Raw genomic sequence first — 24859 nt, forward strand, 5'->3', positions numbered from 1 at the left:
ACAGATGAACCAGATTCCGCTACCTGATAACGACAAAACTGTACGTGACATTGTCACAAAAGTCGGGTCTCTGGCCCGGATGTTACGGGATAATTTACGGGCGATGGGGCTTGAACAGGCAATAGCCGATGCTGCAGAAGCCATCCCCGATGCCCGTGACCGGCTGGATTATGTGGTACAGATGACTGCTCAGGCTGCAGACCGGGCGTTAAGTTGTGTCGAAGCGGCACAGCCACATCAGGACCAGCTGCAACAGCAGTCTGTGGCACTGGCCGGACGCTGGGATCTGTGGTTCGCCGATCCGATAGAACTTAATGATGCACGGCAACTGGTAACAGATACCCGGCAGTTTCTGGCTGAAGTGCCTGAACATACGGGTTTCACTAACCAGCAGTTGCTTGCCATTATGATGGCTCAGGATTTTCAGGATCTTACCGGTCAGGTGATTAAGCGGATGATGGAAGTTATTCAGGAAATTGAGCGGCAATTACTGATGGTATTGCTGGAAAATATACCTGAGGCGGCACTGCCCGTGAAAACAGAGCAAGACAGTCTGTTAAACGGACCACAGATCGATAGCAGTGCCAGCGGTGTTATTGCTAACCAGGACCAGGTGGATGACTTACTGGACAGTCTCGGATTCTGAGCCCCGATCCCGGAATAACCGGGTGTTTCCTCCGGATATCTGAACGATAGATCCGACAGGCCTCTGTTATGCTTGATTTTTCAGCAATCAGCAGAGCAGTGTTGTGGCCGATCAGGATCAGGAAGATAAAACCGAAGCCCCCAGCAGCCGGCGGATAGAAAAGGCCCGTGAAGAAGGCGATATTCCCCGTTCACGGGAGCTGACCTCATTATTAATGTTATTTGCCGGACTACTGTTATTACGCCTCAGCGCGGTATCGATGGCGGAAGCGTTAACCCGCATGATGCGCAGTGGTTTTGTCTTCGACCAGCGCATTACCCGGGATCAGACGCCGTTACTCCACAGCAGCAGCTTACTCTGGCAGTGTGTTCTTGCTCTGGCACCGCTGATGGCCGGGATCATGCTGGTGGCGGCATGTTCACCTTTACTGATAGGCGGTATGTCCCTGAGCGGTAAATCCCTGAAATTTTCCCCCGGCCGGATGAATCCGCTCAGCGGCGTTAAACGCCTGTTTAGCGGCCAGATGGTGGCAGAACTGACCAAAGCGCTGCTGAAAGTGGTGATCACCGGCACTCTTGCCGGTAGTTATCTGTACCGGCACTGGGACGAGTTTCTGGTATTGATCACTTTACCTGCCGGTGTGGCCATCTCCCGCGGTTTGTCACTGATTGTGGTCTGCGGACTGTGGGTAGTGCTGTGCATGCTGCCAATGGCCGGGCTGGATGTTTTCTGGCAGTTGTACAGCTACCAGAAAAAACTGCGGATGTCGCGTCAGGATTTGCGGGATGAATACAAACAGCAGGAAGGTGATCCGCATCTTAAAAGCCGGATACGCCAGCAGATGCGCGCCGCAGCCCGGCAAAGGATGATGTCGGCAGTGGCGGAAGCGGATGTTGTTGTGACTAACCCGACACATTTTGCAGTGGCCTTACAGTACCAGGAAGGCAAAATGCAGGCCCCTAAAGTCGTGGCCAAAGGCAGTGACAAGCTGGCAGAAAGGATACGCGCGATTGCGCAGCAACACCGGATACCCACTCTGGAAGCACCACCGCTGGCACGAGCCCTGTATCGCCATACGGAGCCCGGTGAATATATCCCCGGCGCGTTATACGGGGCAGTCGCAGAAGTGCTGGCCTGGGTGTGGCAACTGAGACGCTGGAAAACGACCGGCGGCAGTCAACCGCTGACACCGAAAAATCTCGAGGTGCCGCAGCAAATGGATATAACAGGAGACATTTCCCCCCATGGATAATCTGGCAAAGAAACTGCGTCTTCCTGCACGCTGGAGTGATGTGGAGTGGCAGATCCTGGCAGGGCCGGTACTGATTCTGGTTATCCTGGCGATGATGGTACTGCCGCTGCCCCCGTTCCTGCTCGATATGCTGTTTACTTTTAATATTGCCTTGTCGGTTATGGTGTTGCTGGTGGCTATGTTCACCCGTAAAACCCTCGAATTTGCCGCATTTCCGACCGTATTATTGTTCGCGACCCTGTTACGTCTGGCCCTGAATATCGCGTCGACACGGATCATTTTATTACAGGGGCATACGGGGGCAGGGGCTGCGGGGAAAGTGGTCGAGGCTTTTGGTCATTTTCTGGTTGGCGGAAATTTTGCGATTGGGATTGTGGTGTTCGTGATCCTGGTGGTGATTAACTTTATGGTGATCACTAAAGGTGCCGGACGTATTGCCGAAGTCGGTGCGCGTTTTGTGCTTGACGGTATGCCAGGCAAACAGATGGCAATAGATGCGGATCTGAATGCCGGCCTGATTGGCGAGGATGAAGCAAAAACCAGGCGCAGTGATGTTTCCCAGGAAGCTGATTTTTACGGTTCAATGGATGGCGCCAGTAAATTTGTCCGCGGTGATGCCATTGCCGGGATCCTGATCATGGTGATTAATATTATCGGTGGATTACTGGTCGGGGTTGTACAGCACGGGCTGGATTTAGGTCAGGCGGCGGCCAGTTATACCCTGCTGACCATTGGCGACGGACTGGTGGCTCAGATTCCGGCGCTGGTCATTTCGACGGCTGCCGGGGTGATTGTGACCCGGGTCAGTACCGATAATAATGTGGGTGAGCAGATGGTTTCCCAGCTGTTCAGTCAGCCGCGGGTGATGTTGTTAAGTGCCGCGGTGCTCGGATTACTGGGGATTGTGCCCGGCATGCCGAATCTGGTGTTTTTACTGTTTACTGCGGCGTTGCTGCTGCTGGCCTGGTGGCTGAAAGGACGCGAACAGCAGCTGGCCGGAGCTGCACAGCAGTTACAGTCTCAGGCACCGGCAATACCGGCGGCTGAGGTCAGCTGGGATGATGTGACCCTTGAAGATCCGCTGGCAATGGAAGTCGGGTACCGGCTGATTCCGCTGGTTGATGAAGCCCGTCAGGGCGATTTGCCCGGCCGTATCCGCGGGATCCGCAAAAAATTTGCCCGGACGATGGGATTTCTGCCGCCACCGGTACATATCAGCGATAACCTCAGTCTGGCGGCATCCTGCTACCGGATTCTGATGAAAGGTGTCGAGATTGGTCGGGGGGATGTCTGGCCCGGGCGCTGGCTTGCTATTAATCCGGGGGGAGCGACCGGAGAACTGCCGGGTGATATCACCCGTGACCCTGCGTTTGGGTTACAGGCCGTATGGATCGACGGCGCACTGCGTGAACAGGCCAGAACGCAGGGGTACACTGTGGTCGAGGCCAGTACAGTGGTGGCTACGCACCTCAATCACCTGCTGAGTCAGTCTGCCAGTGAACTGTTCGGACGTCAGGAAGCCCGGCAATTGCTGGAACGTCTCAGTCGTGAAATGCCAAAGCTGACTGAAGGACTGATTCCTGAACTGATCAGCCTGACGACCCTGCACAAGGTGTTACAGAATTTACTCGGTGAACAGGTTCCGGTGCGCGATATGTGCACCATTATAGAAACCCTGGCGGAGCATAGCCCGATAACAGCCGACAGCCAGCAACTGACCAGTGCAGTGCGGATCGCGTTAGGCAGGGCCATCACTCAGCAGTGTTTTCCCGGAGATGATGAGATACAGGTGATTGGACTGCAACCGGCCACAGAAAATCTGTTATTACAGGTGGCGCAAACCGGTGGTGCCCTTGAGCCCGGGCTGGCAGAACACCTGACAGCACAAGCCGCAGAAGCGATACAGACCCAGGAAGGGCTGGGGGTGACACCGGTGCTGGTGGTCCGGGCCGGGCTCCGGGAGCTGCTCTCCCGCTACTTACGTCGCAGCTTTCCGCAACTGGTCGTTATGTCGTCTGCTGAGGTAAAAACTCACCGGCCAATTCGTCAGACCGCCAGCCTGGGCAGCCAGTAACCGGTGGCGTATTTCTCACGCTGTTCTCTGTTGCTGCTGCTGGTCGTGGCCGTAAGGCTGCCAGCGGCTGATATCACGCTCAGTGGCAGCCTGCCGGGCCCGGCAATGACCCGCCGCGGCCACTGGGTGACGACACGCCCGCTAAATATTGTTGTGCCATCCGCCGGCAATATTCTTCGCACTGGCTGGTATTACCAGCTAACCGACCCGGCCCCGGCCGGATTCCAGGCTCAGTTATGCCGGGGGAGTGATTGTTTTACGCTGGACGGGGGCAAGGGCGCAGGAGACTGGTTCAACTCAGATCGCGGAACAGGGCCGTTTTATCTGCGTTTTCGGATACAAAGCAGTGCGGTTATCCCCGCAGGTTTTCGTGTGGTTAGCACTGAGGTTCGTGTCACTTACCGGCAGCGACAGAATACTGTGCGTTAGTCTGTTAAGGGCTATGTTGTTGCGCAACGTCTGGCAGAACAGAAACAGGAAAGCGTAGTATAGCCCGCATTGTCCTGCGACTGTTCCGCCATACCGGAGGAGGGCTCCGGTCAGGAAAATCACATACGTTCGACGGTGTTAATTCCGAGGGTGTCCAGACCACATTTCAGGGTTCTGGCTGTCAGGCTGGCCAGTTTCAGACGGCTATGGCGGGTGGCGTCATCCTCAGCGGCCAGAATCGGGCAGTGCTCATAGAAACCGGAGAACAATACGGCCAGCTCATATAAGTAAGCACACATTACGTGAGGCGTACCTTCGCGGGCGACCTGCAGGATGGTTTCTTCAAACTGCAATAAGCGAGTTGCCAGTGCTGCTTCACGTGGCTGGCTGAGGATGATACTGCCTTCTGTTGTCTGTTCGCTGATTCCGGCTTTACGGAAAACGGATAATACGCGGGTGTAAGCGTACAGCAGATAAGGTGCCGTATTACCTTCGAAAGCCAGCATATTGTCCCAGTCGAAAATATAATCCGTGGTACGGCTTTTGGACAGGTCAGCATATTTTACTGCACCAATACCGATAACCTCGGCCAGCTGCTGCAGCTCCTGTGCAGACATCTCCGGATTTTTATCACTGACCAGTTTCAGCGCACGTTCGTGGGCTTCATCCAGCAGATCGGCCAGTTTAATGGTGCCACCGGCACGGGTTTTAAACGGACGCCCGTCTTTACCCAGCATCATACCAAACATATGGTGTTCCAGCGGGACGCTGTCCGGGACATAGCCGGCTTTACGGACGATAGTCCACGCCTGCATCAGGTGCTGGTGCTGACGTGAATCAATGTAATACAGCACACGATCGGCTTTCAGGGTTTCATAACGGTATTTTGCACAGGCAATATCGGTGGTGGTGTACAGGTAGCCGCCATCCTTTTTACGGATGATCACCCCCATAGGTTCACCTTCTTTATTCCTGTACTCATCCAGGTAAACGACAACGGCACCTTCGCTTTCTACCGCAAGGCCTTTTTGTTCCAGATCAGCAACAATGCCCGGTAACATAGAGTTATACAGGCTTTCACCCATCACATCGTCACGTGTCAGGCTGACATTCAGACGGTCATAGTTGTACTGGTTCTGCGCCATGGTGATATCCACCAGTTTCTTCCACATCTGCGCACAGTACTGGTCACCGCTCTGTAATTTCACCACATAGCTGCGGGCCCGCGCAGCGAATGCCTCATCCTGGTCATAAAGCTGTTTTGCTTCACGGTAAAAGGCTTCCAGGTCAGACAGGGCGATCTCAGTCTGTTGTTCCTGTTGTTTTTTCTCCAGGAAGGCAATTAACATGCCGAACTGGGTACCCCAGTCGCCGATATGGTTAGCACGGATAACCTTGTGTCCGAGAAACTCCAGGGTGCGAACCGAAGCATCGCCGATAATCGTGGAACGCAAGTGACCCACATGCATCTCTTTTGCCACATTCGGTGCCGAATAGTCGACCACGATAGTCTGTGGTGCTACCGGCGAGATATTCAGACTGTCTGACGCCAGTGCCTGTTCGGCCCGGGCAGCCAGCCACTGCGGGTCGAGGAAAATATTAATAAAGCCGGGACCGGCAATTTCGGTTTTGCTGGCAATTCCTTTCAGATCAAGGCGGTTAAGCACCTGCTCGGCCAGTTGTCGCGGTGCCTGACCCATTTTTTTGGCAACAGCCATAATGCCGTTGGCCTGATAGTCGCCAAACTGTGCTTTGGCAGACTGACGTACCTGCGCTTCGCAGTCGGCCGGAGCGCCAGCTGAGATCATTGCCTGACTGATTTTTTCTGAAAGAATAGCCTGAATATTCACCGAATTACCTTTATAAGCTGTTAACACCCCCGTGCACGGCCAACCACTGGTTGCCGGTTTTCAATACGTAAGGGGCAGTAATCGAAATTGAGTCGGGCAGTATACGTGAAAGGCTGCCGGACGTCAGCAGTCGGATAGCTCCCTGTTCGCGGAAGCCGGCGGAGAATATTTTTCCCTGCGGGCTTTACATGGTGCGGGGGAGTCGCAAAAATAGCGGCGCAGATTTTTTACCGATGGAACACTATGACTGATATTGCCACTTTTTCCCGGTTATTGCCGGATCTTGCCGATGACCTGCAACGCTTTGCCGGTGATCTCAGTAACCTTGCTCACCGGCTGGGATTGTCGCTGGCAGAATTACAGCCTGACCATATTTCACTGCGCTGCCATCAGAATGCCACCGCAGAGCGCTGGGCTGCCGGTTTAAGCGAACTGGGAGAGATGTTTTCCCGTGCCGATATCAATCAGCGGCCGGTCTGCCTGTTCAGATTACATCAGCCACTGCGGCTGCTGAACTGGCAGATCCCGGTGGTGGAACTGCCGTGGCCGGGCAGCAAACATTACCCTCATGAAGGCTGGGAACATATTGAAGTGGTTCTGCCGGGTGATCCGCACACCCTGGGGCAACGTGCGATGGCGCTGATTGCCGATCACGGGCTGACTCAGCCGGGTATGTCGTTTAAAACCAGTGCCCCGTCAGCAGAACATGACAGCCTGCCTAACCCGACTCTGGCGGTAACTGACGGCAAAACGACGATAAAATTCCACCCGTATACACTTGAAGCGGTTGTCGCCAGCGAAAAATAGTCACTGCCCGGCAGTCGGAGAACGCTGGCTGCCTGTGGTTATGATGGTTACGCCGGTTATCTGTGCGTTGTCCGTTGCGGTACAACTGCTATTTTTGTTTGAATTTATATCCCCTTAACTTCGCCGGTGTGATTCCGGTCGCCCCTTTAGTGCTGATTAACTGCCATTATTGGCGCTCGCGTAAACCGGACAACTAACAGAGTTTTTATCCGTATTTTTACGATTACCAACACAGACTGTTTGATAAGGGGAGCCCATGGCGATACTGGAAATCTGCTGCTACGGTGCGGATTGTGCGTTACAGGCCGCTGAAGCCGGTGCGGATCGTATCGAGCTTTGCGCCGGACCACGTGAAGGCGGGCTGACACCCTCTGCCGGGGTGTTACAGCAAGTGATTAACGGGGTTACGGTACCGGTTCATCCGATTGTCCGCCCGAGGGGCGGAGACTTTTGCTACAGCGACAGGGAATTTGCTGCGATGACATCAGATATTGCCCTGATTAAGCAGCTGGGTTTTGCCGGGGTGGTGGTGGGGATTCTCGACAGGCATGCGCATATTGATATAGCGCGGATGCGGGAAATAATGCAGTTATGTAGCGGTATGGCGGTCACTTTTCACCGTGCGTTTGATTTATGCCACAATCCTTACCGGGCGCTGGATGAACTGACCGAACTGGGAGTGGCGAGGATCCTGACATCCGGCCAGCAGGAGCACGCAGAAAACGGATTATCCCTGCTCAGCGAACTGAATGTCCGCAGTCGCGGACCCGTGATTATGGCCGGGTCCGGTGTCCGGCTGAGTAACCTGCACCGTTTTACCGGCGCAGGGATACGTGAAATACACAGTTCGGCCAGTAAAGCGGTGAGTTCACCGATGCACTACCGTAAAGCAGGGGTCAGTATGAGTTCCCACTCTGCAGATGATGAATTTACCCGTTACATCGTGGACGGCGAAATGGTCTCGGCAATGAAAAGTATGATGCAATAGTCCTGCATCCAGCCGGCAGATTATCGCCGGCTGTGATGGTCAGGGTTTACGGGCAATCAGTACCGCCCGTAGCGGCGCCGGGTAACCTTCCACCGTCAGGCGATTATCCTGAGGGTCAAGAAATTCAGCCAGGGATTCGCTGGTCATCCAGTCAGTCCGGCGTTGTTCTTCGGTTGAAGTGACCGCATGGTCGACAATCCGCACCTCGGTAAAACCGCATTTTTGCAGCCAGTGTTTCAGCGCAGCAGCCGATGGCAGAAAATAGACATTACGCATTTGTGCATAACGTTCACCGGGGACCAGTACGGTATTTTCATCACCTTCCACCACCAGGGTTTCCAGCACCAGCTCCCCTCCGCTGATCAGCTGATTTTTTAATTGCATCAGGTGGTCAAGGGGAGAGCGGCGGTGATAAAGCACGCCCATAGAAAATACGGTGTCAAAAGCATTCAGCTCCGGAAGCTGTTCAATACCTACCGGCAGCAGGTGTGCACGGCGATCATCGCCCAGCAGTTTACGTACCGCTTCGAACTGGCAGAGAAACAGTTGCATCGGGTCAATACCCACCACCAGTTCAGCGCCTTCACCGAGCATCCGCCACATATGGTAGCCACTGCCGCAACCGACATCCAGAACGGTACGGCCCGCCAGTGGCGAGATATGAGGTAATACCCGCTGCCATTTCCAGTCGGAACGCCATTCCGTATTAATCCGGGTGCCATACAGTGCAAAGGGACCTTTACGCCACGGCATTAATTGACGGAGCAGTGTTTCGATGCCCTGGCGCTGACGCGGGGTCAGATTATCACTATCGGCACTGACGCCATTCAGCAGGTCACATTGCCCCGGAGTCAGGGCTGGCAGGTGATCAATGGCTTTTTTCCACAAACGGAAATGGCCATGTAAATTTTCGCGTTGCCACTGGCTTAACTGTGCAGGCAGAACTTCCAGCCACGGGGCCAGAGGGCCGGTAGCGATTTGCTGATAAAAACGTCCGAAATCAATCATTTTATTGCCACAAGTGAACCAAAATTAAAACACTGAAACCATTGTTCGGCGTGCCGGAATCCGGCGCTATTAAGCCGTGCTTTATGCGTGTTAACACTGTCTGTCAACATTACGTTTTCCAGCATGCTGCGCTTCTGGCTGATTTCCAGCTCGCTGTATCCATTCGCCCGTTTAAAGTCGTGGTGCATATTAAACAGTAACTCATCCATCTGCTGATCTTCGAAACTGAACTTTTCTGACAATACCAGTGCACCGCCCGGCTTAAGACCCTGATAAATGTTGTTCAGCAACTGCTGGCGTTCGGCAGGGGCCAGAAACTGCAGGGTGAAATTCAGTACCACCAGCGAGGCATTGGTAATCTCAACCGTGCGGATATCGTCTTCGATGACCTGAACCGGTGTCTGTGCACGGAAAGCATCAATATGCCGGCGGCAGCGTTCGACCATGGCCGGTGAGTTATCGACAGCAATAATTTCGCATCCGGGGTGCCGGATATTACGGCGCACCGACAGGGTAGCAGCGCCCAGAGAACAGCCAAGGTCATAAACACGGGTATCGGGCTGGACAAAACGTTCGGCCAGCATGCCGATCATTGAAATAATGTTGGAATATCCCGGCACTGAGCGTTGGATCATATCAGGGAAGACTTCAGCAACCCGTTCATCGAAAGTCCAGTCACCTAATTTTTCGATCGGTGCTGAAAAAAGCATATCACGGTCAGACATCACAGTATCCGCAGGACCTCAAAAGCGGCTATTGTCGCAGAAACTGGCGCAGGCTGCACCCGTCAGCGATATTTTTAGTGCTCAGTGTACAGAAAACCCCCCGCTGTGCTGGCAGTAAGGGCTGGCTGCGGCAGGTTCATCCGCTGCGTTTCAGAACAGTGACTGCTGATCAGGCCATGACGGCAGTGCCGGTAGTCCGGCGGTCAGTGGCTGTAATTCAGGCCATAGCCGGTGCAGTAAAGGAAACACCTCGCCCATCTCCGGGGTATGGATAAACAATAACGGAGACCGCGCCGACTGCCATTCCTGCAGACGGGCAGACCAGCGGGCAAACAGCTCTGCGGAATGGGCCACGTCGTCGCTGCCGATAAAACGGATCATCGGCTGTTCTGCTGTGCACACCGCATGGACAGGAACTTTGGGTTTCTTTGCCTTAGCATCCAGCGCGGCGGCACTGACCGAAGCCGAAGAGTGTACTGCCCGGCTATCAAGGATGACGCGGTTAACCCCGCGGTCGGCCAGCCCGCGGTTCAGGGCCCGGCCTGCTTCCGGCTGACTGAAAAAGGCGTTATGCCGGACCTCTACGCCATAGGTAAATGCTGAAGGAAGTTGTTGCAGAAAAGCCCATAACTCCGGCAATTGCCGCGGGGAGAAGCGGGCCGGCAACTGCAACCAGTACTGTGCTATCCGCTCTGACAGCGGATCCATCCGGCGGAAAAAGTCATTCAGTAAATCGCCCGTATCACGTAATGCGGCATCGTGACTGATGGTGGCCGGAAATTTAAAACAAAAGCGGAAATTATCGCCGGTCATCCCCCGCCAGCGCAGTACGGTATCGTTATCCGGCAGGGCATACAGGGTGGTATTACCCTCGACACAATCAAAATGCTGCGCATAGTCTTCCAGGGTATGAAGCCCGGCACGTTTCCAGCCGGGATGTTGCCACTGGGGTAAGCCGATTCGTAAGGTCACTGGGTATCCTTCAGGCAGAGTGTTATACAGAGACTGGCGGCTAAGGGTAGCCTGAAATTGTACCAATAACGAAAAACTTCTGATCTGACTGCTGAGTAATCAACCGCTTTCGCACTGCTGTACTTATCCTGTGCCCGTTTTTCCAGTATAATACGTCCCATTTTGCAGCCGGTGATTTTCGGTAAAGATTCCGGACAAAGGTCAGACCGCTGCGGCAAGGCCAAAAAAGGATAGCGTTATGCGTACAGAATATTGCGGAAAACTCAATATGTCCCACGTCGGGCAGCAGGTAACCCTCAGCGGGTGGGTTAATCGTCGCCGTGATCTCGGCAGCCTGGTGTTTATTGATATGCGTGACCGTGAAGGTATTGTGCAGGTGTTTTTTGACCCTGACTACCAGCAGGCTTTCGCGCTGGCGTCTGAGTTGCGGAATGAGTTTTGTATCACCATTGAAGGTACTGTGCGGGCCCGTGACGATCGCAATAAAAACCCGGAGATGGCGACTGGTGACGTTGAGGTGCTGGCGACCGGCCTGACAATCATTAACCGTTCTGAGCCGTTACCCCTGGATTCAAACCATATCAACAGCGAAGAAGCACGGCTGAAATACCGCTATCTGGACCTGCGTCGTCCGGAGATGGCGCAGCGCTTTAAAACCCGCGCCCGCATCAGCAGTTTTGTGCGCCGGTTTATGGATGCCAATGAGTTCCTGGATATCGAAACACCGATGCTGACTAAAGCGACGCCGGAAGGTGCCCGCGACTATCTGGTGCCGAGCCGTGTGCACAAAGGTGAGTTCTATGCATTACCTCAGTCACCTCAGTTGTTTAAACAGTTACTGATGATCTCCGGTTTTGACCGTTATTATCAGATTGTAAAATGCTTCCGTGACGAGGACTTACGTGCCGATCGTCAGCCTGAATTTACTCAGATCGATGTTGAAACATCCTTTATGACGGCGCCGCAAGTGCGCGAGATCATGGAACGGATGATCCGCGAACTGTGGCAGGAAATCCGCCAGGTCGATTTGGGAGATTTCCCGCAGATGACGTTTGCCGAAGCGATGCGCCGTTTCGGATCGGATAAACCGGATTTACGTAACCCGATGGAACTGGTCGATGTTGCTGACTTACTGAAAGAGGTTGAGTTCCAGGTATTCTCTGGCCCGGCCAATAACCCGACAGGCCGTGTTGCGGCACTGCGTGTACCTGGCGGTGCTCAGCTGACCCGTAAACAAATTGACGAATACACGAAATTTGTCGGTAATTACGGTGCCAAAGGCCTGGCATGGATGAAGGTCAACCAGCGCGATGCACTGCCGGAAGGCATTCAGAGCCCGGTGGCTAAGTTCCTGAGCGCCGAAATTATTGAAGAAATACTTAAACGTACTGCGGCAACCGATGGTGACCTGATCTTCTTCGGCGCGGACAAAGCCAGTGTGGTTGCTGATGCTATCGGCGCACTGCGTCTTAAAGTTGGCCGCGACCTGTCTCTGACCAATGAAAACAGCTGGGCACCTCTGTGGGTGGTTGACTTCCCTATGTTTGAAGATGACGGTGAAGGGCATCTGGCGGCGATGCACCATCCGTTCACTGCACCGCGTGATCTGTCGCCTCAGCAACTGGCCGCTTCCCCGGCAGAGGCGATAGCCAACGCTTACGATATGGTGATTAACGGTTATGAAGTCGGTGGTGGGTCGGTGCGTATCCATGACGGTAAGATGCAACAGGCTGTATTCAGCTTGTTGGGTATTGATGAGCAGCAGCAGCAGGAGAAATTTGGCTTCCTGTTAGATGCTCTGAAATATGGTGCGCCGCCTCATGCAGGGCTGGCATTCGGTCTGGATCGCTTAGCGATGCTGCTCACCGGTACCGATAACATCCGTGATGTTATTGCGTTTCCGAAAACGACCGCTGCCGCCTGTCTGCTGACCGATGCACCGGGGCCGGCAAATCCGGACGCTCTGGAAGAACTGGCGTTGAAAGTGGTAAAGAAAGAAAAAGTCTCACCTGAGAACAAGTAATGAACTATAAACACCCTGTTTCGGTGCTGGTGGTGATATACGCACAGAGCACCGGCAGAGTGCTGATGCTGCAGCGCCGTGATGATGCCGGATTCTGGCAGTCGGTGACCGGCAGCCTGGAGCCGGGGGAAACCCCCGGTCAGGCGGCGGCCCGTGAAGTGCAGGAAGAGCTGGCTATTAATGTTGCAGCACAAGGGTTGATGCTGGAAGATTGTCATCAGCAGATTGAATTCGAAATCTTTCCGCATTACCGGCACCGTTATGCCCCGGGGGTCACCCATAACCGCGAGCACTGGTTTTTACTGGCGTTGCCGGAAGAACTCCCGGTCGTCCTGAGCGAGCATCTGGCCAGCCAGTGGCTGCCTGCGGCACAGGCGGCGGCACTGACCAGATCCTGGAGTAACCGCGACGCAATTGAAAAATTTATCGCCTGCTAATGCGTCAGGGCGATGTCATTGGATGATAAGCAGACTCTGTACAGAGCGCTTTTTACCCGATTACCTAATAACGAGATAGTGAGAAACTGATTATGGCCGGACACAGTAAATGGGCTAACACCAAACACCGTAAAGCGGCACAGGATGCCAAACGCGGGAAAATTTTCACCAAAATTATCCGTGAACTGGTAACCGCAGCCAAGCTTGGCGGGGCGGATGCAAGTTCTAACCCGCGTCTGCGCGCGGCAATGGATAAAGCATTATCCAATAACATGACCCGTGACACTATGGATCGTGCGATTGCCCGTGGTGCCGGTGGCGAAGACAATGCCAATATGGAAACCATTATCTATGAAGGTTATGGTCCGGGCGGCAGTGCGATTATGGTTGAATGTCTGAGTGACAACCGTAACCGTACCGTGTCTGAGGTTCGTCATGCGTTCACTAAAACCGGCGGTAACCTGGGCACTGATGGTTCAGTTGCCTATCTGTTCAGCCGTAAAGGTGTGATCAGTTATGCGCCGGGTCAGGACGAAGACACTATTATGGAAGCAGCACTGGAAGCCGGTGCTGAAGATGTGATGAGTTATGATGATGGTGCGATTGACGTATTTACAGCCTGGGAAGCGCTGGGCAATGTCCGTGATGCGCTGGAAGCCGCAGGCCTGAAAGCGGACACAGCTGAAGTGACAATGATCCCGTCAACCAAAGCCGAAATGGATGCGGAGACTGCGCCAAAACTGTTACGGCTGATCGATATGCTGGAAGACTGTGATGATGTGCAGGAAGTTTACCATAACGGTGAAATTTCTGATGAGATTGCAGAAACCCTGTAATCTGCGGTTTCCGCTACCCGACACAGGCCGGATATTATGGCGATAATTCTGGGGATTGACCCGGGGTCAAGGATCACCGGTTATGGCGTTATCCGTCAGACGGGCAGGCAGTTAACTTATCTGGGCAGTGGCTGTATCCGGACCAATACGCCGGCATTACCTGAACGTTTACGCCTGATTTATGCCGGCGTCAGTGAAATTATCACCCAGTTTGCTCCGGATTATTTCGCCATTGAACAGGTATTTATGGCTAAAAATGCCGATTCGGCGCTGAAGCTTGGCCAGGCACGCGGGGCGGCAATTGTCGCTGCGGTGAATCAGGGCGTGCCGGTATTTGAATATGCGGCACGTCAGGTCAAACAAACGGTGACCGGTACCGGTGCGGCAGAGAAGTCACAGGTACAGCATATGGTCCGTAATCTGCTGAAATTACCGGCTAATCCGCAGGCAGATGCGGCGGATGCCCTGGCGATAGCGATTACCCATTGTCATATCAGCCAGAATACGCTGCGCGTCAGTGATAATGCCTTATTACTGGCCCGTGGCCGGCTGCGCTGAAGTCCGGGCCGTACCCCGTCACTCTGTTATCAGGGCTGGATATTCATCCAGCCTTTTTTGTGTTATAAATCGGTGCAATTCATAAAATAAAAGGATACGTACAGTGATTGGTCGTCTTCGGGGTCTTATACTGGAAAAGCAGCCGCCGCTGGTGTTAATTGAAGCCAGCGGAGTCGGTTATGAAGTGCATATGCCGATGACCTGTTTTTACGAACTACCGGAACTGCATCAGGAAGCCGCTATCTTTACGCATTTCGTGGTCCGTGAAGACGCACAGCTGTTGTTCGGTTTTAACAACAAACAGGAAAGAACCCTGTTTCGCGAACTGATCAAAGTTAATGGTGTGGGACCGAAACTGGCACTGGCCATTTTATCCGGCATGTCTGCACAACAATTTGTGCAGGCCGTGGAGCAGCAGGAAATTGTCGCACTGGTCAAATTACCGGGCGTCGGTAAAAAAACTGCCGAACGCTTAGTCGTCGAAATGAAAGACCGGTTTAAAGGGATGCACGGCGACCTGTTCTCCGGAGAGACACCTTTTGAACTGTCGGCACCGTCATCTGCGCCGGCAGATAATAATGATGCGGAAGCGGAGGCTGTCTCGGCACTGGTGGCGCTGGGTTATAAGCCTCAGGAAGCAAGCCGTATGATCAGTAAAGTCGGCAAGCCGGCCGCTGACTGTGAAACGTTAATCCGTGAAGCATTGCGTGCAGCAATATAAGGATCCTTATGATTGAAGCTGACCGTCTGATCTCTGCGGCGCCCCGGACAGAAGAAGAGACACTGGACCGTGCTATCCGGCCAAAATTACTCGATGAATATGTCGGGCAACCGCAGGTCCGCGAGCAGATGGAAATCTTTATTAAAGCCGCCAAAATGCGTAATGATGCCCTCGACCATTTACTGATTTTTGGTCCGCCGGGGCTGGGTAAAACTACGCTGGCGAATATTGTGGCTAACGAAATGGGCGTTAATTTACGCACAACTTCCGGCCCGGTATTAGAAAAGGCAGGGGATCTGGCCGCAATGCTGACCAATCTCGAAGCCCATGATGTGTTATTTATCGATGAAATCCATCGCCTGTCACCGGTGGTGGAGGAAGTTTTATATCCGGCAATGGAAGATTACCAGCTGGATATTATGATTGGCGAAGGACCGGCGGCCCGTTCGATTAAGATTGATTTACCGCCTTTTACCCTGATAGGCGCAACCACCCGCGCCGGGTCATTGACATCCCCGTTGCGTGACCGTTTTGGTATTGTGCAACGGCTGGAGTTCTATCAGGTCGCTGATCTGCAGCATATTGTTGCACGCAGCGCCGCCTGCCTGGGGCTGGAGCTTTCTGCAGAAGGTGCGCTGGAAATTGCCCGCCGCGCGCGCGGGACACCGCGTATTGCTAACCGGTTGTTACGCCGGGCGCGGGATTATGCAGAAGTCTGCGCCGATGGCAATATGAATGGTGAGGTGACCGCCAGTGCACTGGATATGCTGAACGTTGACAGTGAAGGTTTTGATTATATGGACCGTAAACTGTTACTGGCTATCATCGATAAATTTACCGGCGGGCCTGTCGGGCTGGATAACCTGGCCGCAGCGATTGGCGAAGAGCGTGAAACCATAGAAGATGTGATCGAGCCTTATCTTATCCAGCAGGGGTTTATTCAGCGAACTCCCCGTGGCCGTATGGCAACCACGCATGCCTACCAGCATTTTGCTATAGCCCGCGACAGGGACTGATTATACCGGGATACCAAGGTCACAGGCACTGGCCTTTGTCTCCCGGTCTGCGTATCGGCCGGGGTTATGCTGCGTTCTTTTTCAGCAGGCTGAGTATAAACAACACCGCCGCCGCGAGCACTACCGACGGACCGGCAGGAGTGTCGTAAACGGCTGAAAATGCCATGCCGCCGGTCACAGCGAGCATACCGCAGAGCACTGCCAGCCCCGCCATTTGTTCCGGTGAACTGGCAAAACGCCGTGCGGTGGCGGCCGGAATGATCAACAGAGAAGTAATGATCAGCGCCCCGACAAATTTCATTGCCACACCAATTGTCAGTGCGGTGATTAGCATCAGCAGTACCCGGCAACGGCCAATATTGACACCTTCAACCTGTGCCAGTTCCGGACTGATAGTCATGGATAACAGCGGACGCCATTGCCAGAGCAGGGTTGCCACCACGATCAGCACACCTCCGCCAATTACCCACAGGTCATCAGGCGTGACCGACAGTAAATCGCCGAACAGGTATGCCATCAAATCGACACGGACATTCGACATCAGGCTGACAACCACCAGGCCCAGAGACAGGGAACTGTGAGCCATAATGCCCAGTAAGGTATCAATGGCCAGTTGCTGACGGTGTTCCAACAGCACCAGCAGCAGTGCCAGCAGCAGGGTAATGGCAATCACTGCATAATAGGGGTTGATATTCAGCAGTAAGCCAAAAGCCACGCCCAGCAATGACGCATGGGCGAGGGTATCACCGAAATAAGACATCCGGCGCCAGACAACAAACGATCCCAGCGGGCCGGCTGCCAGCGTCAGTAACATTCCGCCCAGCCAGCCAGGTAAAAGTAATTCAAGCATCAGTCAGTATTTCCTTTACGTAACACAATCCGGCCCTGTAAATCATGACGATGATTATGATGGTGGCGATAAATAGCCAGTTCTTCTGCACCCCGCTGGCCGAACATCGCAATAAATTCCGGATGACGTGAAACAACTTCCGGTGTTCCTGAGCAGCAGATATGGTGGTTAAGGCAAAGCACATCATCCGTTTTCGCCATCACCAGGTGCAGGTCATGGGACACCATCAGTACTCCGCAATTCATTTCATGACGTAATTGATTGATCAGGTCGTAGAGTGCCACCTGGCCATTCACATCGACGCCCTGGGTCGGTTCGTCCAGTACCAGCAACTGCGGACTGCCAAGCAGCGCACGGGCCAGTAAGACCCGCTGCATTTCTCCCCCGGACAGTTTCTGCAGAGAGTAGTGCTGCAGGTGACCAGCCTGTACCCGTTCAAGGGCCGGTAAAACATCACCGGCGTTTACCTGTGGTGATAACCGCATAAAGCGTCCGACAGTCAGTGGCAGGGCAGGGTCAATATGCAGTTTTTGCGGAACGTAACCAATCCGCAGGTTCGGCGAGCGCCGGACTTGTCCCTTCCCGGGCGTCAGCAGACCCAGCACCAGGCGTACCAGGGTTGATTTACCGGCACCGTTAGGCCCCATCAGCGTCAGGATGCGCCCCGGTTGCAAGGAGAAGGAGATATTGCTTAATACGTCGCGGTGGCCGAAAGCGATCGAGACTTTATCTAACTCGACTAATGCAGTCATGGAATTTACAGTTTGCAACAAAAGTATTATGTTATAATATCACAATTTCTTACGGTATTACGAAGGATTGAATTAAAATGTTACATTTTAAATTCCGCCGGCTTCCGGCGTTGCTGGCGCTAACCTGCGCCGGAATGTTGCCAGTGGCTGCGCAGAGTGCCGTGGTTACCTCGATAAAGCCACTGGGTTTTATTGCAGCAGCAATTGCAGACGGAGTAACGCCGGTGGAAGTTGTGCTGCCGGACGGTGCATCTGAGCATGAATATTCACTGCGGCCGTCAGACGTAAAACGTATTAAAAACGCGGACTTAGTGGTATGGGTTGGGCCGGAGATGGAGGCATTTATGACCCGCCAGCTGGCTGCATTGCCGGCAGATAAAAGCCTGCAACTGGCTGCCCTGCCAGCGGTTCACTCACAACTGATGAAAGGTGATGAGGATGACCACGATCACCATGAGCATCAGCAACATGACCATCCGGAAGGGGCCTCAGCTGCGGAGAACTCTGATAGCCATCACTCTCATGGTGAATATAATATGCATATCTGGTTGTCACCGCAGATAGCCGAGGCTTCTGCGATTGCAATTCATGATAAATTATTGGAACTTATGCCAAACCGCAGAGACAAACTGGATGCGAACCTGGAATCATTTAAAGCCGGGCTGGTTCAGACCGATAAGAAAATACGTGCCCAACTGACCCCGGTAAGCCATGAAGGATACTTTGTCTTCCATGATGCTTACGGTTATTTTGAGTCATATTTTGGTCTGTCACCGCTGGGTCACTTTACTGTGAATCCGGAAATCCAGCCAGGTGCTCAGCGATTACACCAAATCAGAACACAGTTGGTTGAGCAAAAAGCAGTCTGCGTTTTTGCTGAGCCACAATTCAGGCCAGCCGTTATCGATGCTGTTGCCAGGGGGACGTCAGTGCGTAAAGGTACTCTTGATCCGTTGGGAATGAATATCAGTATCAGCCGTGATAGCTATGTGAAGTTTCTTTCACAGTTATCCGGCCAGTATGCGAGCTGTCTGAAAGGAGCATAAAAAGGAAAAATTAAGTGCAACAGATTGCCCGCTCTGTCGCCCTGGCATTTAACAACCTGCCGCGCCCCCACCGCATTTTTCTGGGGTCGCTGACGGTTATTACGCTGGCTGCCGCTGTCTGGCGGCCACCGTTTTACCATCATGGTGATGCTTCAGAATCGATAGTCAGAAATATAGAAACCGACACTGCACAACTGCGGAATATGTTGCCTGCGGCCAGTGAACCTATAGATCAGAGTACTTCAGCCCCGGATGAAGAAGATATTCCGTCAGATGACGCTGCCGATAATGATACTCCGGTTGGCCGGGAATATACCGTATCCTCAGGGGACACTTTCAGCAGTATCCTTAACCAGTACGGTATCGATCTCTCCGATATCAATGGGCTGGTAGACAGTGATAAAGCTCTGCGCGGGCTGAATATTGGCCAGACGCTGAGCTGGACACTGAACGGGGACGGTGAGTTGCAATCCCTGAGCTGGGAAATTTCACGCCGTGAGACCCGTAATTATCAACGCACGGCACAGGGCGGCTTTACCATGACCCCGACTGTCCAGCAGGGGGAATGGAAAGATACGGTTCTCCGCGGATCAGTGCAGGGCAGTTTCTCAGCCAGTGCACAGAAAGCGGGCCTGACCGGGTCCGAGGCCAGTGCGGTGATTAAAGCACTGCAATGGCAGATGGATTTTCGCAAACTGCGTGCCGGAGATAAATTCAGTGTACTGATGTCCCGTGAAAATCTGGACGGTAAGTCAATGCAAAGCCAGTTACTGGCGGTACGCCTGCGTTCGGCAGGTAAAGACTATTATGCTTTCCGCGCCGATGACGGTAAGTTTTATGACCGAAGTGGTTCCGGGTTGTCACGTGGTTTCCTGCGTTTCCCGACGGTGAAACAGTTCCGGGTTTCTTCTAACTTTAACCCGCGGCGCTTAAATCCGGTGACCGGACGTATTGCCCCACACCGCGGTGTCGATTTCGCCTTACCGATAGGTACCCCGGTACTGGCTGTCGGTGACGGTGAAGTGGTGGTATCGAAAAATGGCGGGGCAGCCGGGAATTACGTGGCTTTGCGTCATGGCCGCCAGTATATGACCCGTTATATGCACCTGAGCCGTTTGCTGGTGAAACCAGGTCAGAAAGTGAAACGCGGTGACCGTATTGCCCTGTCCGGGAACACAGGACGTTCAACCGGACCGCATTTGCATTTTGAAATCTGGATAAACAACCAGGCCGTCAACCCGCTGACGGCACAAATGCCGAGGATGGAAGGACTGAACGGCCAAGCCCGTAAGGAGTATCTGGCCAGTGTCAAAGGCTGGGTACCTCAGCTGACTTTTTAGCCAGCACTCCTTCTTTCTTTATAAAAAGCCGGGCAGTTTTTGCCCGGCTTTTTGCATTTATGCAGATGAAGATTGCAAATTGTCACTTCAGCACTATCATGATCGCGCGACTTACAGAGGCCAGTGCATGAAGAGTGAAAGAAAGAACAATATTGAGTTTATTCCGCAGTTTAAGATGTCATTCCTGAAACCAAAATACTGGGGTGACTGGATTGCTATCGGCGCGATGGCCGTGATGGCACTGCTACCGGTATCTGTCCGTGATCCGTTACTGGGGGCGCTCGGTACCCGGGTCGGGCGGCTGGCAAAAAGTGCCCGTCGCCGTGCGCGGATAAATTTATATTACTGTCTGCCTGAGTTATCGGAGCAGGCGCGGGAACAAATTATCGATAATATGTTTGCCACGGCACCCCGGGCAATGGTGATGATGGCGGAGCTGGCGATCAGAAAACCACAGGCGGTCAGTCAGCGGGTGGTATGGCACGGGCGTGAGATTATCCGGCAACTTCAGGATCAGCAACAGAATGTGATTTTTCTGGTTCCTCATGGCTGGGGAGTTGATATCCCGGCGATGTTGCTGGCTTCAGAAGGGCAGAAAATGGCGGCAATGTTCCATAACCAGAAGAACCCGCTGATGGATTATCTCTGGAACCGTCTGCGGCGTGTGTACGGCGGGCGGATGCATGCCCGCAATGACGGAATCAAACCGTTTATCAGTTCGGTTCGTCAGGGCTACTGGGGATATTATTTACCCGACCAGGATCATGGTGCGGAACACAGTGAGTTCGTGGACTTTTTCGCTACCTATAAAGCGACATTACCGGCGATTGGCCGTCTGATGAAAGTCTGTCGCGCGAAGGTGGTTCCCCTGTTTCCGGTGTATAATGGTAAAACACATCAGCTGGATATTTATGTGCGTCCGCCGATGGCAGATTTGGAACAGGCCGATGATAAAACGCTGGCCAGACGAATGAATGAAGAAGTGGAAGTTTTTGTCCGGCCTCACCCCGAGCAGTACACCTGGATACTGAAATTATTAAAAACCCGCCGTGAAGGAGATACGGAGCCATATGCGCGTAAAGATCTCTGAGCTGCCAGTACAATAACGATGGGCGGGTTCCACGGGCGGTGATCTGCCGTGGAACCTCCGTTATCTATTCCACCCGCAATACACGGCTGGTATTCGTTGTTCCGCTGGCCCCCATAACATCGCCCTGAGTCACCACTACCAGGTCTCCGGACATCAGGTACCCCTGGTCACGCAACAGGGTGACGGCATCATGAGCTGCAGCCACACCGTCCGTGTAACTCTTAAACGCCACCGGCGTCACGCCGCGGTACAGGGCCGTTAGGCTGAGTGTTTTAGGATGGCGGGACATGGCGAAAATCGGCAATCCGGATGTGATCCTTGATGTCATTAATGCTGTCCGGCCAGACTCAGTCATGGCGATTATGGCAGTGACACCCTGCAACCGGTTCGCTGCATACATTGCCGACATAGCGATCGCTTCTTCGATATTATCAAACTGCATATCAGGGCGCGGTTCCGAAGCCTCAGCCCCCGAAATTTTCTCAGCGCCAAGGCACACTCTGGCCATCGCGCTGACGGTTTCAGCAGGATATTGTCCGGCGGCGGTTTCCGCAGACAGCATGACCGCATCGGTCCCATCCAGCACCGCGTTAGCAACGTCCATAACTTCTGCGCGGGTCGGCATCGGGTTAGTAATCATTGATTCCATCATCTGGGTTGCAGTGATCACCGTACGATTAAGGCGATGTGCCCTGCGGATCAGCGTTTTCTGGATACCGACCAGTTCAGGGTCACCAATTTCAACCCCTAAATCGCCCCGTGCGACCATCACCGCATCACAGGCAAGGATAATGTCGTCCATTGCTGCTTCGGAAGCGACAGCTTCGGCACGTTCCACCTTGGCGACTATCTGTGCATTACAGCCAGCGTCCTGCGCCAGTTTACGGGCGTAATGCAGATCAGCACCGACACGGGGAAAAGAGACTGCCAGATAGTCGACACCGATACTGGCTGCCGTGCGGATATCTGCTTTATCTTTTTCTGTTAAGGCCGCCGCCGATAAACCACCGCCCAGTTTGTTAATGCCTTTGTTATTCGACAGGGGGCCACCGACAGTGACTTCGGTAAATACCTGATATTCGTTAATCCGCAGCACTTTTAATTGTACCCGCCCGTCATCCAGTAACAGGATGTCACCGGGAACAACATCACGGGGCAATCCTTTGTAATCGATACCGACTTTATCCTTATCGCCTTCACCTTTTTCCAGGCTGGCATCCAGCAGGAAAGCATCGCCTGTATTCAGAAAGACCTTTCCTTCTTTGAAGGTCGACACCCTGATTTTCGGGCCTTGTAAATCGCCAAGGATGGCTACATGACGCCCCAGCTTTTGCGCAATCTCCCTGACTTTCACCGCCCTGGCCTGATGGTCTTCTGCGCTGCCGTGGGAGAAATTAAGGCGAACCACATTGGCGCCGGCAGCAATAATTTTTTCGAGATTATTATCGCGATCGGTCGCCGGGCCCAGGGTGGTAACAATTTTGGTTCTTCTGAGACGTCTACTCATTGAGAGGAATCCTTAGGTGGTGAGGTAAGTGTCCTGAGGGTCTCGCCACTATATGTAGTGTGTAAGTGGACCTTGAGGCACTAAATGTGGGTCTCTCTGTATCCCTATCTGTTTGTCCTCTTTGAGTGAATCCATATGACTCACTAATTGAGAAGACAGCAAGTGACACAAATAGCGCCCCAAAGATGACACAAGGTAACCATCATCATAAGGTGGACACAATGACAACTCAATGTCTGACACTCAAAGACCCGCTTACTGGTATAGAGGGTGGTTGCTAATAATGATTATGACCACCACACCTACAGTCCACACAGAGACCACTATAAGCCTCTCTAAGGCCATCTCCCTTAGTTCCCTTGCTGTCCCTCAGTTAGTACGCCGTAAGCCCTCTGGACGCTATACGATGCGGCTACGTAGAGTTGGCTCAGTGGTTCCTTTACTATCTATTGGTCTCCGCACTACGAATAGGCAGGAAGCTATGACACGAATGAAAGAACTTGCAGCGACCGCTAAGGCGTTCCTGTTGGATAACAATGAGGCGACCACTGAGGAACTCAATGGACACCTGAAGTCTATGGCCTTAACGTTACTCACTGACAAGGTGGGTGACTACTGGTCTGGTCTGGAGGTTGACCATTTGGGAGACGCTAAGGCAGACCTTAAGACTCTGGCTCAGGGTTCTCTGTCAGTCCACCAGCAAGAGCACATAGTGAAGGCACTGGAGGTTATCACAGCGGCACAGGCGAGGGTCCATAGTGGTGACTCTAAGCCGCTGCTCTCTGTATTGTCTCAGTTAGATAGTACAACAGGCAACGCTACAGCGATTCTGACAGATGAGCAGGGGGATAGCCCTACAGATTTCACACAGGGACACCATAAAGAGGGTGATGAATTATGCTGGGAACAGCTATCATCAATCTATAGAGGTGAGCACAGCATTAACTTAAAGCCAGCCTCACAGGTGGACATAGCCAGCGCCCATAAGACGCTCACTCGGTTCACTCAGGGTGTTAACTGGAAGACCCACACGAGAGCACAGGTAGTGACTATCCGTGATGCCATGATTGCTGAGGGTCTCGCATTATCTACAGTCAATAAGCTACTGGCTAAGCTCTGTGCTTGCATCAATTGGGCCAGACTGAATGGGCATATCAGCCACGACTACACAAAGGGTCTCAAGGTTAAAGGCGTTGAGTCTTCACGTAGAGCATTCTCAGAGGATGAACTGTCTAAGGTGGTAAACACCATTACCAACGAGAGAGAACTCAATAAGAGGCTATTTGGACAGCTTGCGGTTATCACTGGTGCCCGATGTGGAGAACTCACTCAGTTAACCAAAGAGGATATTGTAGAGATTGAAGGTGTAGGTCTGTGCATCGACATTAACGACAGCGGAGAGAAGACCCTCAAGACTAAAGCGAGTGCTCGTATCGTCCCGCTTATTGATGGTGCTCAGGGTTTCAACCTCAAGGAGTTCCGGGAGTTTGTCGCTAAAGCTCCTGCGGGTGTCCCGTTGTTCAAGCTGGACCGCAATAGAATGTCTAAGTGGTTCAATGAGAAGGTGCTACCTGAGGCACTACCAGACCGCACAGGGGACCTTGTGTTGCACTCATTGAGACACACGCTGGCTACCCTACTTAAACAAGCTGAGGTCTCTGAAAGTGTCGCTCAGGACGTGTTAGGCCACGCTAATCAGTCCATTACTTTCGGTCTCTATGGGAAGGCTAAGAGTGTGGAGCGGATGAGGGAAGCCTTAGAGAAGGCCCTGAATAATCGTTAAGTGTCAACAAGTTTCCATGCGACTCACTATTGGGAGTACAGAGAGGAAAACTTTCTGTGCTTCCACATACGACGGTAGTGTTCAAAATTCTGTGTCATTTCAGTAAACTAATCTAAAAAAAGAGATGACACATGACCAGGCCCACCTTA

The 24859-nt window shown here is 53.1% G+C and carries 23 protein-coding genes; 16 read left to right on the top strand and 7 right to left on the bottom strand.

From position 1 onward, the window contains the following. Positions 1–4 precede the first annotated feature (4 nt). The 4 genes from cheZ (at position 5) to JK211_RS13725 (ending at position 4401) form a co-directional block, all read left to right on the top strand. Entirely contained in the window at positions 5–646 is a 642-nt protein-coding gene (gene cheZ / locus JK211_RS13710; protein ID WP_212709233.1) for a protein phosphatase CheZ, read from the top strand. 103 nt (positions 647–749) lie between these two features. Continuing rightward, positions 750–1898: a flagellar biosynthesis protein FlhB gene (gene flhB / locus JK211_RS13715; protein ID WP_212709234.1), complete on the top strand. Its 1149-nt coding sequence runs from the start codon at positions 750–752 to the stop codon at positions 1896–1898. After that, on the top strand, positions 1891–3972 hold the full coding sequence (flhA, locus tag JK211_RS13720; protein ID WP_212709235.1) for a flagellar biosynthesis protein FlhA: 2082 nt from the start codon (positions 1891–1893) through the stop codon (positions 3970–3972). Before flhB ends, flhA begins: the two co-directional genes overlap by 8 nt. A gap of 3 nt (positions 3973–3975) precedes the next feature. Then, entirely contained in the window at positions 3976–4401 is a 426-nt protein-coding gene (locus JK211_RS13725) for a flagellar protein FlhE (RefSeq protein ID WP_212709236.1), read from the top strand. 119 nt (positions 4402–4520) lie between these two features. On the opposite strand, the gene argS is transcribed toward JK211_RS13725, so the two are convergent. Beyond that, positions 4521–6251 (bottom strand): arginine--tRNA ligase, encoded by a 1731-nt coding sequence (gene argS, locus JK211_RS13730; RefSeq protein WP_212709237.1) that lies wholly within the window; start codon positions 6249–6251, stop codon positions 4521–4523. A gap of 243 nt (positions 6252–6494) precedes the next feature. On the opposite strand from argS, the gene JK211_RS13735 reads away from it, so the two are divergent. Both JK211_RS13735 and cutC read left to right on the top strand, forming a co-directional pair. Further along, positions 6495–7058 carry a VOC family protein gene (locus tag JK211_RS13735; protein ID WP_212709238.1) on the top strand — a complete coding sequence of 188 codons (564 nt, stop codon included), beginning with the start codon at positions 6495–6497 and terminating at the stop codon, positions 7056–7058. 256 nt (positions 7059–7314) lie between these two features. Next, positions 7315–8046 carry a copper homeostasis protein CutC gene (gene cutC / locus JK211_RS13740; RefSeq protein ID WP_212709239.1) on the top strand — a complete coding sequence of 244 codons (732 nt, stop codon included), beginning with the start codon at positions 7315–7317 and terminating at the stop codon, positions 8044–8046. Positions 8047–8085: 39 nt separating this feature from the next. On the opposite strand, the gene cmoB is transcribed toward cutC, so the two are convergent. The 3 genes from cmoB to JK211_RS13755 form a co-directional block, all read right to left on the bottom strand. After that, positions 8086–9054, bottom strand: coding sequence for a tRNA 5-methoxyuridine(34)/uridine 5-oxyacetic acid(34) synthase CmoB (gene cmoB, locus JK211_RS13745; protein ID WP_212709240.1), 969 nt, complete (start codon positions 9052–9054; stop codon positions 8086–8088). After that, a complete protein-coding gene (cmoA, locus tag JK211_RS13750) occupies positions 9051–9779 on the bottom strand; it encodes a carboxy-S-adenosyl-L-methionine synthase CmoA (RefSeq protein ID WP_212709241.1) in 729 nt (242 codons plus the stop codon). The genes cmoB and cmoA overlap by 4 nt, the downstream gene beginning before the upstream one ends. A gap of 150 nt (positions 9780–9929) precedes the next feature. Further along, complete coding sequence (locus tag JK211_RS13755) at positions 9930–10751, bottom strand: DUF72 domain-containing protein (RefSeq protein WP_212709242.1); 822 nt, start codon at positions 10749–10751, stop codon at positions 9930–9932. Between the two features lie 238 nt (positions 10752–10989). Here JK211_RS13755 and aspS point away from each other — a divergent pair, with 238 nt between their 5' ends. From aspS to ruvB, 6 genes are all read left to right on the top strand, one after another. Continuing rightward, positions 10990–12774, top strand: a complete 1785-nt coding sequence (gene aspS, locus JK211_RS13760; RefSeq protein ID WP_212709243.1) for an aspartate--tRNA ligase — start codon at positions 10990–10992, stop codon at positions 12772–12774. Further along, a complete protein-coding gene (gene nudB / locus JK211_RS13765) occupies positions 12774–13211 on the top strand; it encodes a dihydroneopterin triphosphate diphosphatase (protein WP_212709244.1) in 438 nt (145 codons plus the stop codon). The genes aspS and nudB overlap by 1 nt, the downstream gene beginning before the upstream one ends. Positions 13212–13303: 92 nt before the next feature. Then, positions 13304–14047: a YebC/PmpR family DNA-binding transcriptional regulator gene (locus JK211_RS13770; protein ID WP_212709245.1), complete on the top strand. Its 744-nt coding sequence runs from the start codon at positions 13304–13306 to the stop codon at positions 14045–14047. 36 nt (positions 14048–14083) lie between these two features. Continuing rightward, the gene (gene ruvC, locus JK211_RS13775) at positions 14084–14605 is read left to right on the top strand and encodes a crossover junction endodeoxyribonuclease RuvC (RefSeq protein WP_212709246.1); all 522 of its coding nucleotides are present in this window, start codon (positions 14084–14086) and stop codon (positions 14603–14605) included. Between the two features lie 103 nt (positions 14606–14708). Next, the gene (ruvA, locus tag JK211_RS13780; protein ID WP_212709247.1) at positions 14709–15326 is read left to right on the top strand and encodes a Holliday junction branch migration protein RuvA; all 618 of its coding nucleotides are present in this window, start codon (positions 14709–14711) and stop codon (positions 15324–15326) included. 8 nt (positions 15327–15334) lie between these two features. Beyond that, complete coding sequence (gene ruvB / locus JK211_RS13785) at positions 15335–16342, top strand: Holliday junction branch migration DNA helicase RuvB (protein ID WP_212709248.1); 1008 nt, start codon at positions 15335–15337, stop codon at positions 16340–16342. A gap of 64 nt (positions 16343–16406) precedes the next feature. On the opposite strand, the gene znuB is transcribed toward ruvB, so the two are convergent. Both znuB and znuC read right to left on the bottom strand, forming a co-directional pair. Next, complete coding sequence (gene znuB / locus JK211_RS13790) at positions 16407–17192, bottom strand: zinc ABC transporter permease subunit ZnuB (RefSeq protein WP_212709249.1); 786 nt, start codon at positions 17190–17192, stop codon at positions 16407–16409. Beyond that, positions 17192–17944 (bottom strand): zinc ABC transporter ATP-binding protein ZnuC, encoded by a 753-nt coding sequence (znuC, locus tag JK211_RS13795; RefSeq protein ID WP_212709250.1) that lies wholly within the window; start codon positions 17942–17944, stop codon positions 17192–17194. The genes znuB and znuC overlap by 1 nt, the downstream gene beginning before the upstream one ends. A gap of 77 nt (positions 17945–18021) precedes the next feature. Between znuC and znuA the strand changes: the two genes are divergently transcribed. From znuA to lpxM, 3 genes are all read left to right on the top strand, one after another. Then, positions 18022–18990, top strand: coding sequence for a zinc ABC transporter substrate-binding protein ZnuA (gene znuA / locus JK211_RS13800; RefSeq protein WP_212709251.1), 969 nt, complete (start codon positions 18022–18024; stop codon positions 18988–18990). Between the two features lie 14 nt (positions 18991–19004). Then, positions 19005–20330, top strand: a complete 1326-nt coding sequence (gene mepM, locus JK211_RS13805; protein ID WP_212709252.1) for a murein DD-endopeptidase MepM — start codon at positions 19005–19007, stop codon at positions 20328–20330. Between the two features lie 127 nt (positions 20331–20457). After that, on the top strand, positions 20458–21420 hold the full coding sequence (gene lpxM / locus JK211_RS13810; protein WP_212709253.1) for a lauroyl-Kdo(2)-lipid IV(A) myristoyltransferase: 963 nt from the start codon (positions 20458–20460) through the stop codon (positions 21418–21420). A 64-nt stretch (positions 21421–21484) separates the two neighbouring features. On the opposite strand, the gene pyk is transcribed toward lpxM, so the two are convergent. Continuing rightward, entirely contained in the window at positions 21485–22927 is a 1443-nt protein-coding gene (gene pyk / locus JK211_RS13815) for a pyruvate kinase (RefSeq protein WP_212709254.1), read from the bottom strand. Between the two features lie 490 nt (positions 22928–23417). Between pyk and JK211_RS13820 the strand changes: the two genes are divergently transcribed. After that, entirely contained in the window at positions 23418–24710 is a 1293-nt protein-coding gene (locus JK211_RS13820) for a tyrosine-type recombinase/integrase (protein WP_212709255.1), read from the top strand. Positions 24711–24859: the final 149 nt, after the last annotated feature.

This window comes from Tatumella sp. JGM130, from assembly GCF_018257525.1.
GTDB classification, from domain to species: Bacteria; Pseudomonadota; Gammaproteobacteria; order Enterobacterales; family Enterobacteriaceae; genus Tatumella; species Tatumella punctata.

Excerpts from the sequence above, each read along its gene's own strand:
- cutC (WP_212709239.1), top strand. The coding sequence starts at position 7,315 with ATGGCGATACTGGAAATCTGCTGCTACGGTGCGGATTGTGCGTTACAG.
- znuB (WP_212709249.1), bottom strand. The coding sequence starts at position 17,192 with ATGCTTGAATTACTTTTACCTGGCTGGCTGGGCGGAATGTTACTGACG.
- JK211_RS13820 (WP_212709255.1), top strand. The coding sequence starts at position 23,418 with ATGAAAGAACTTGCAGCGACCGCTAAGGCGTTCCTGTTGGATAACAAT.
- ruvB (WP_212709248.1), top strand. The coding sequence starts at position 15,335 with ATGATTGAAGCTGACCGTCTGATCTCTGCGGCGCCCCGGACAGAAGAA.
- znuA (WP_212709251.1), top strand. The coding sequence starts at position 18,022 with ATGTTACATTTTAAATTCCGCCGGCTTCCGGCGTTGCTGGCGCTAACC.
- ruvC (WP_212709246.1), top strand. The coding sequence starts at position 14,084 with ATGGCGATAATTCTGGGGATTGACCCGGGGTCAAGGATCACCGGTTAT.
- cheZ (WP_212709233.1), top strand. The coding sequence starts at position 5 with ATGAACCAGATTCCGCTACCTGATAACGACAAAACTGTACGTGACATT.
- cmoA (WP_212709241.1), bottom strand. The coding sequence starts at position 9,779 with ATGTCTGACCGTGATATGCTTTTTTCAGCACCGATCGAAAAATTAGGT.
- JK211_RS13735 (WP_212709238.1), top strand. The coding sequence starts at position 6,495 with ATGACTGATATTGCCACTTTTTCCCGGTTATTGCCGGATCTTGCCGAT.
- flhA (WP_212709235.1), top strand. The coding sequence starts at position 1,891 with ATGGATAATCTGGCAAAGAAACTGCGTCTTCCTGCACGCTGGAGTGAT.
- znuC (WP_212709250.1), bottom strand. The coding sequence starts at position 17,944 with ATGACTGCATTAGTCGAGTTAGATAAAGTCTCGATCGCTTTCGGCCAC.
- nudB (WP_212709244.1), top strand. The coding sequence starts at position 12,774 with ATGAACTATAAACACCCTGTTTCGGTGCTGGTGGTGATATACGCACAG.
- lpxM (WP_212709253.1), top strand. The coding sequence starts at position 20,458 with ATGAAGAGTGAAAGAAAGAACAATATTGAGTTTATTCCGCAGTTTAAG.
- pyk (WP_212709254.1), bottom strand. The coding sequence starts at position 22,927 with ATGAGTAGACGTCTCAGAAGAACCAAAATTGTTACCACCCTGGGCCCG.
- cmoB (WP_212709240.1), bottom strand. The coding sequence starts at position 9,054 with ATGATTGATTTCGGACGTTTTTATCAGCAAATCGCTACCGGCCCTCTG.
- JK211_RS13770 (WP_212709245.1), top strand. The coding sequence starts at position 13,304 with ATGGCCGGACACAGTAAATGGGCTAACACCAAACACCGTAAAGCGGCA.
- aspS (WP_212709243.1), top strand. The coding sequence starts at position 10,990 with ATGCGTACAGAATATTGCGGAAAACTCAATATGTCCCACGTCGGGCAG.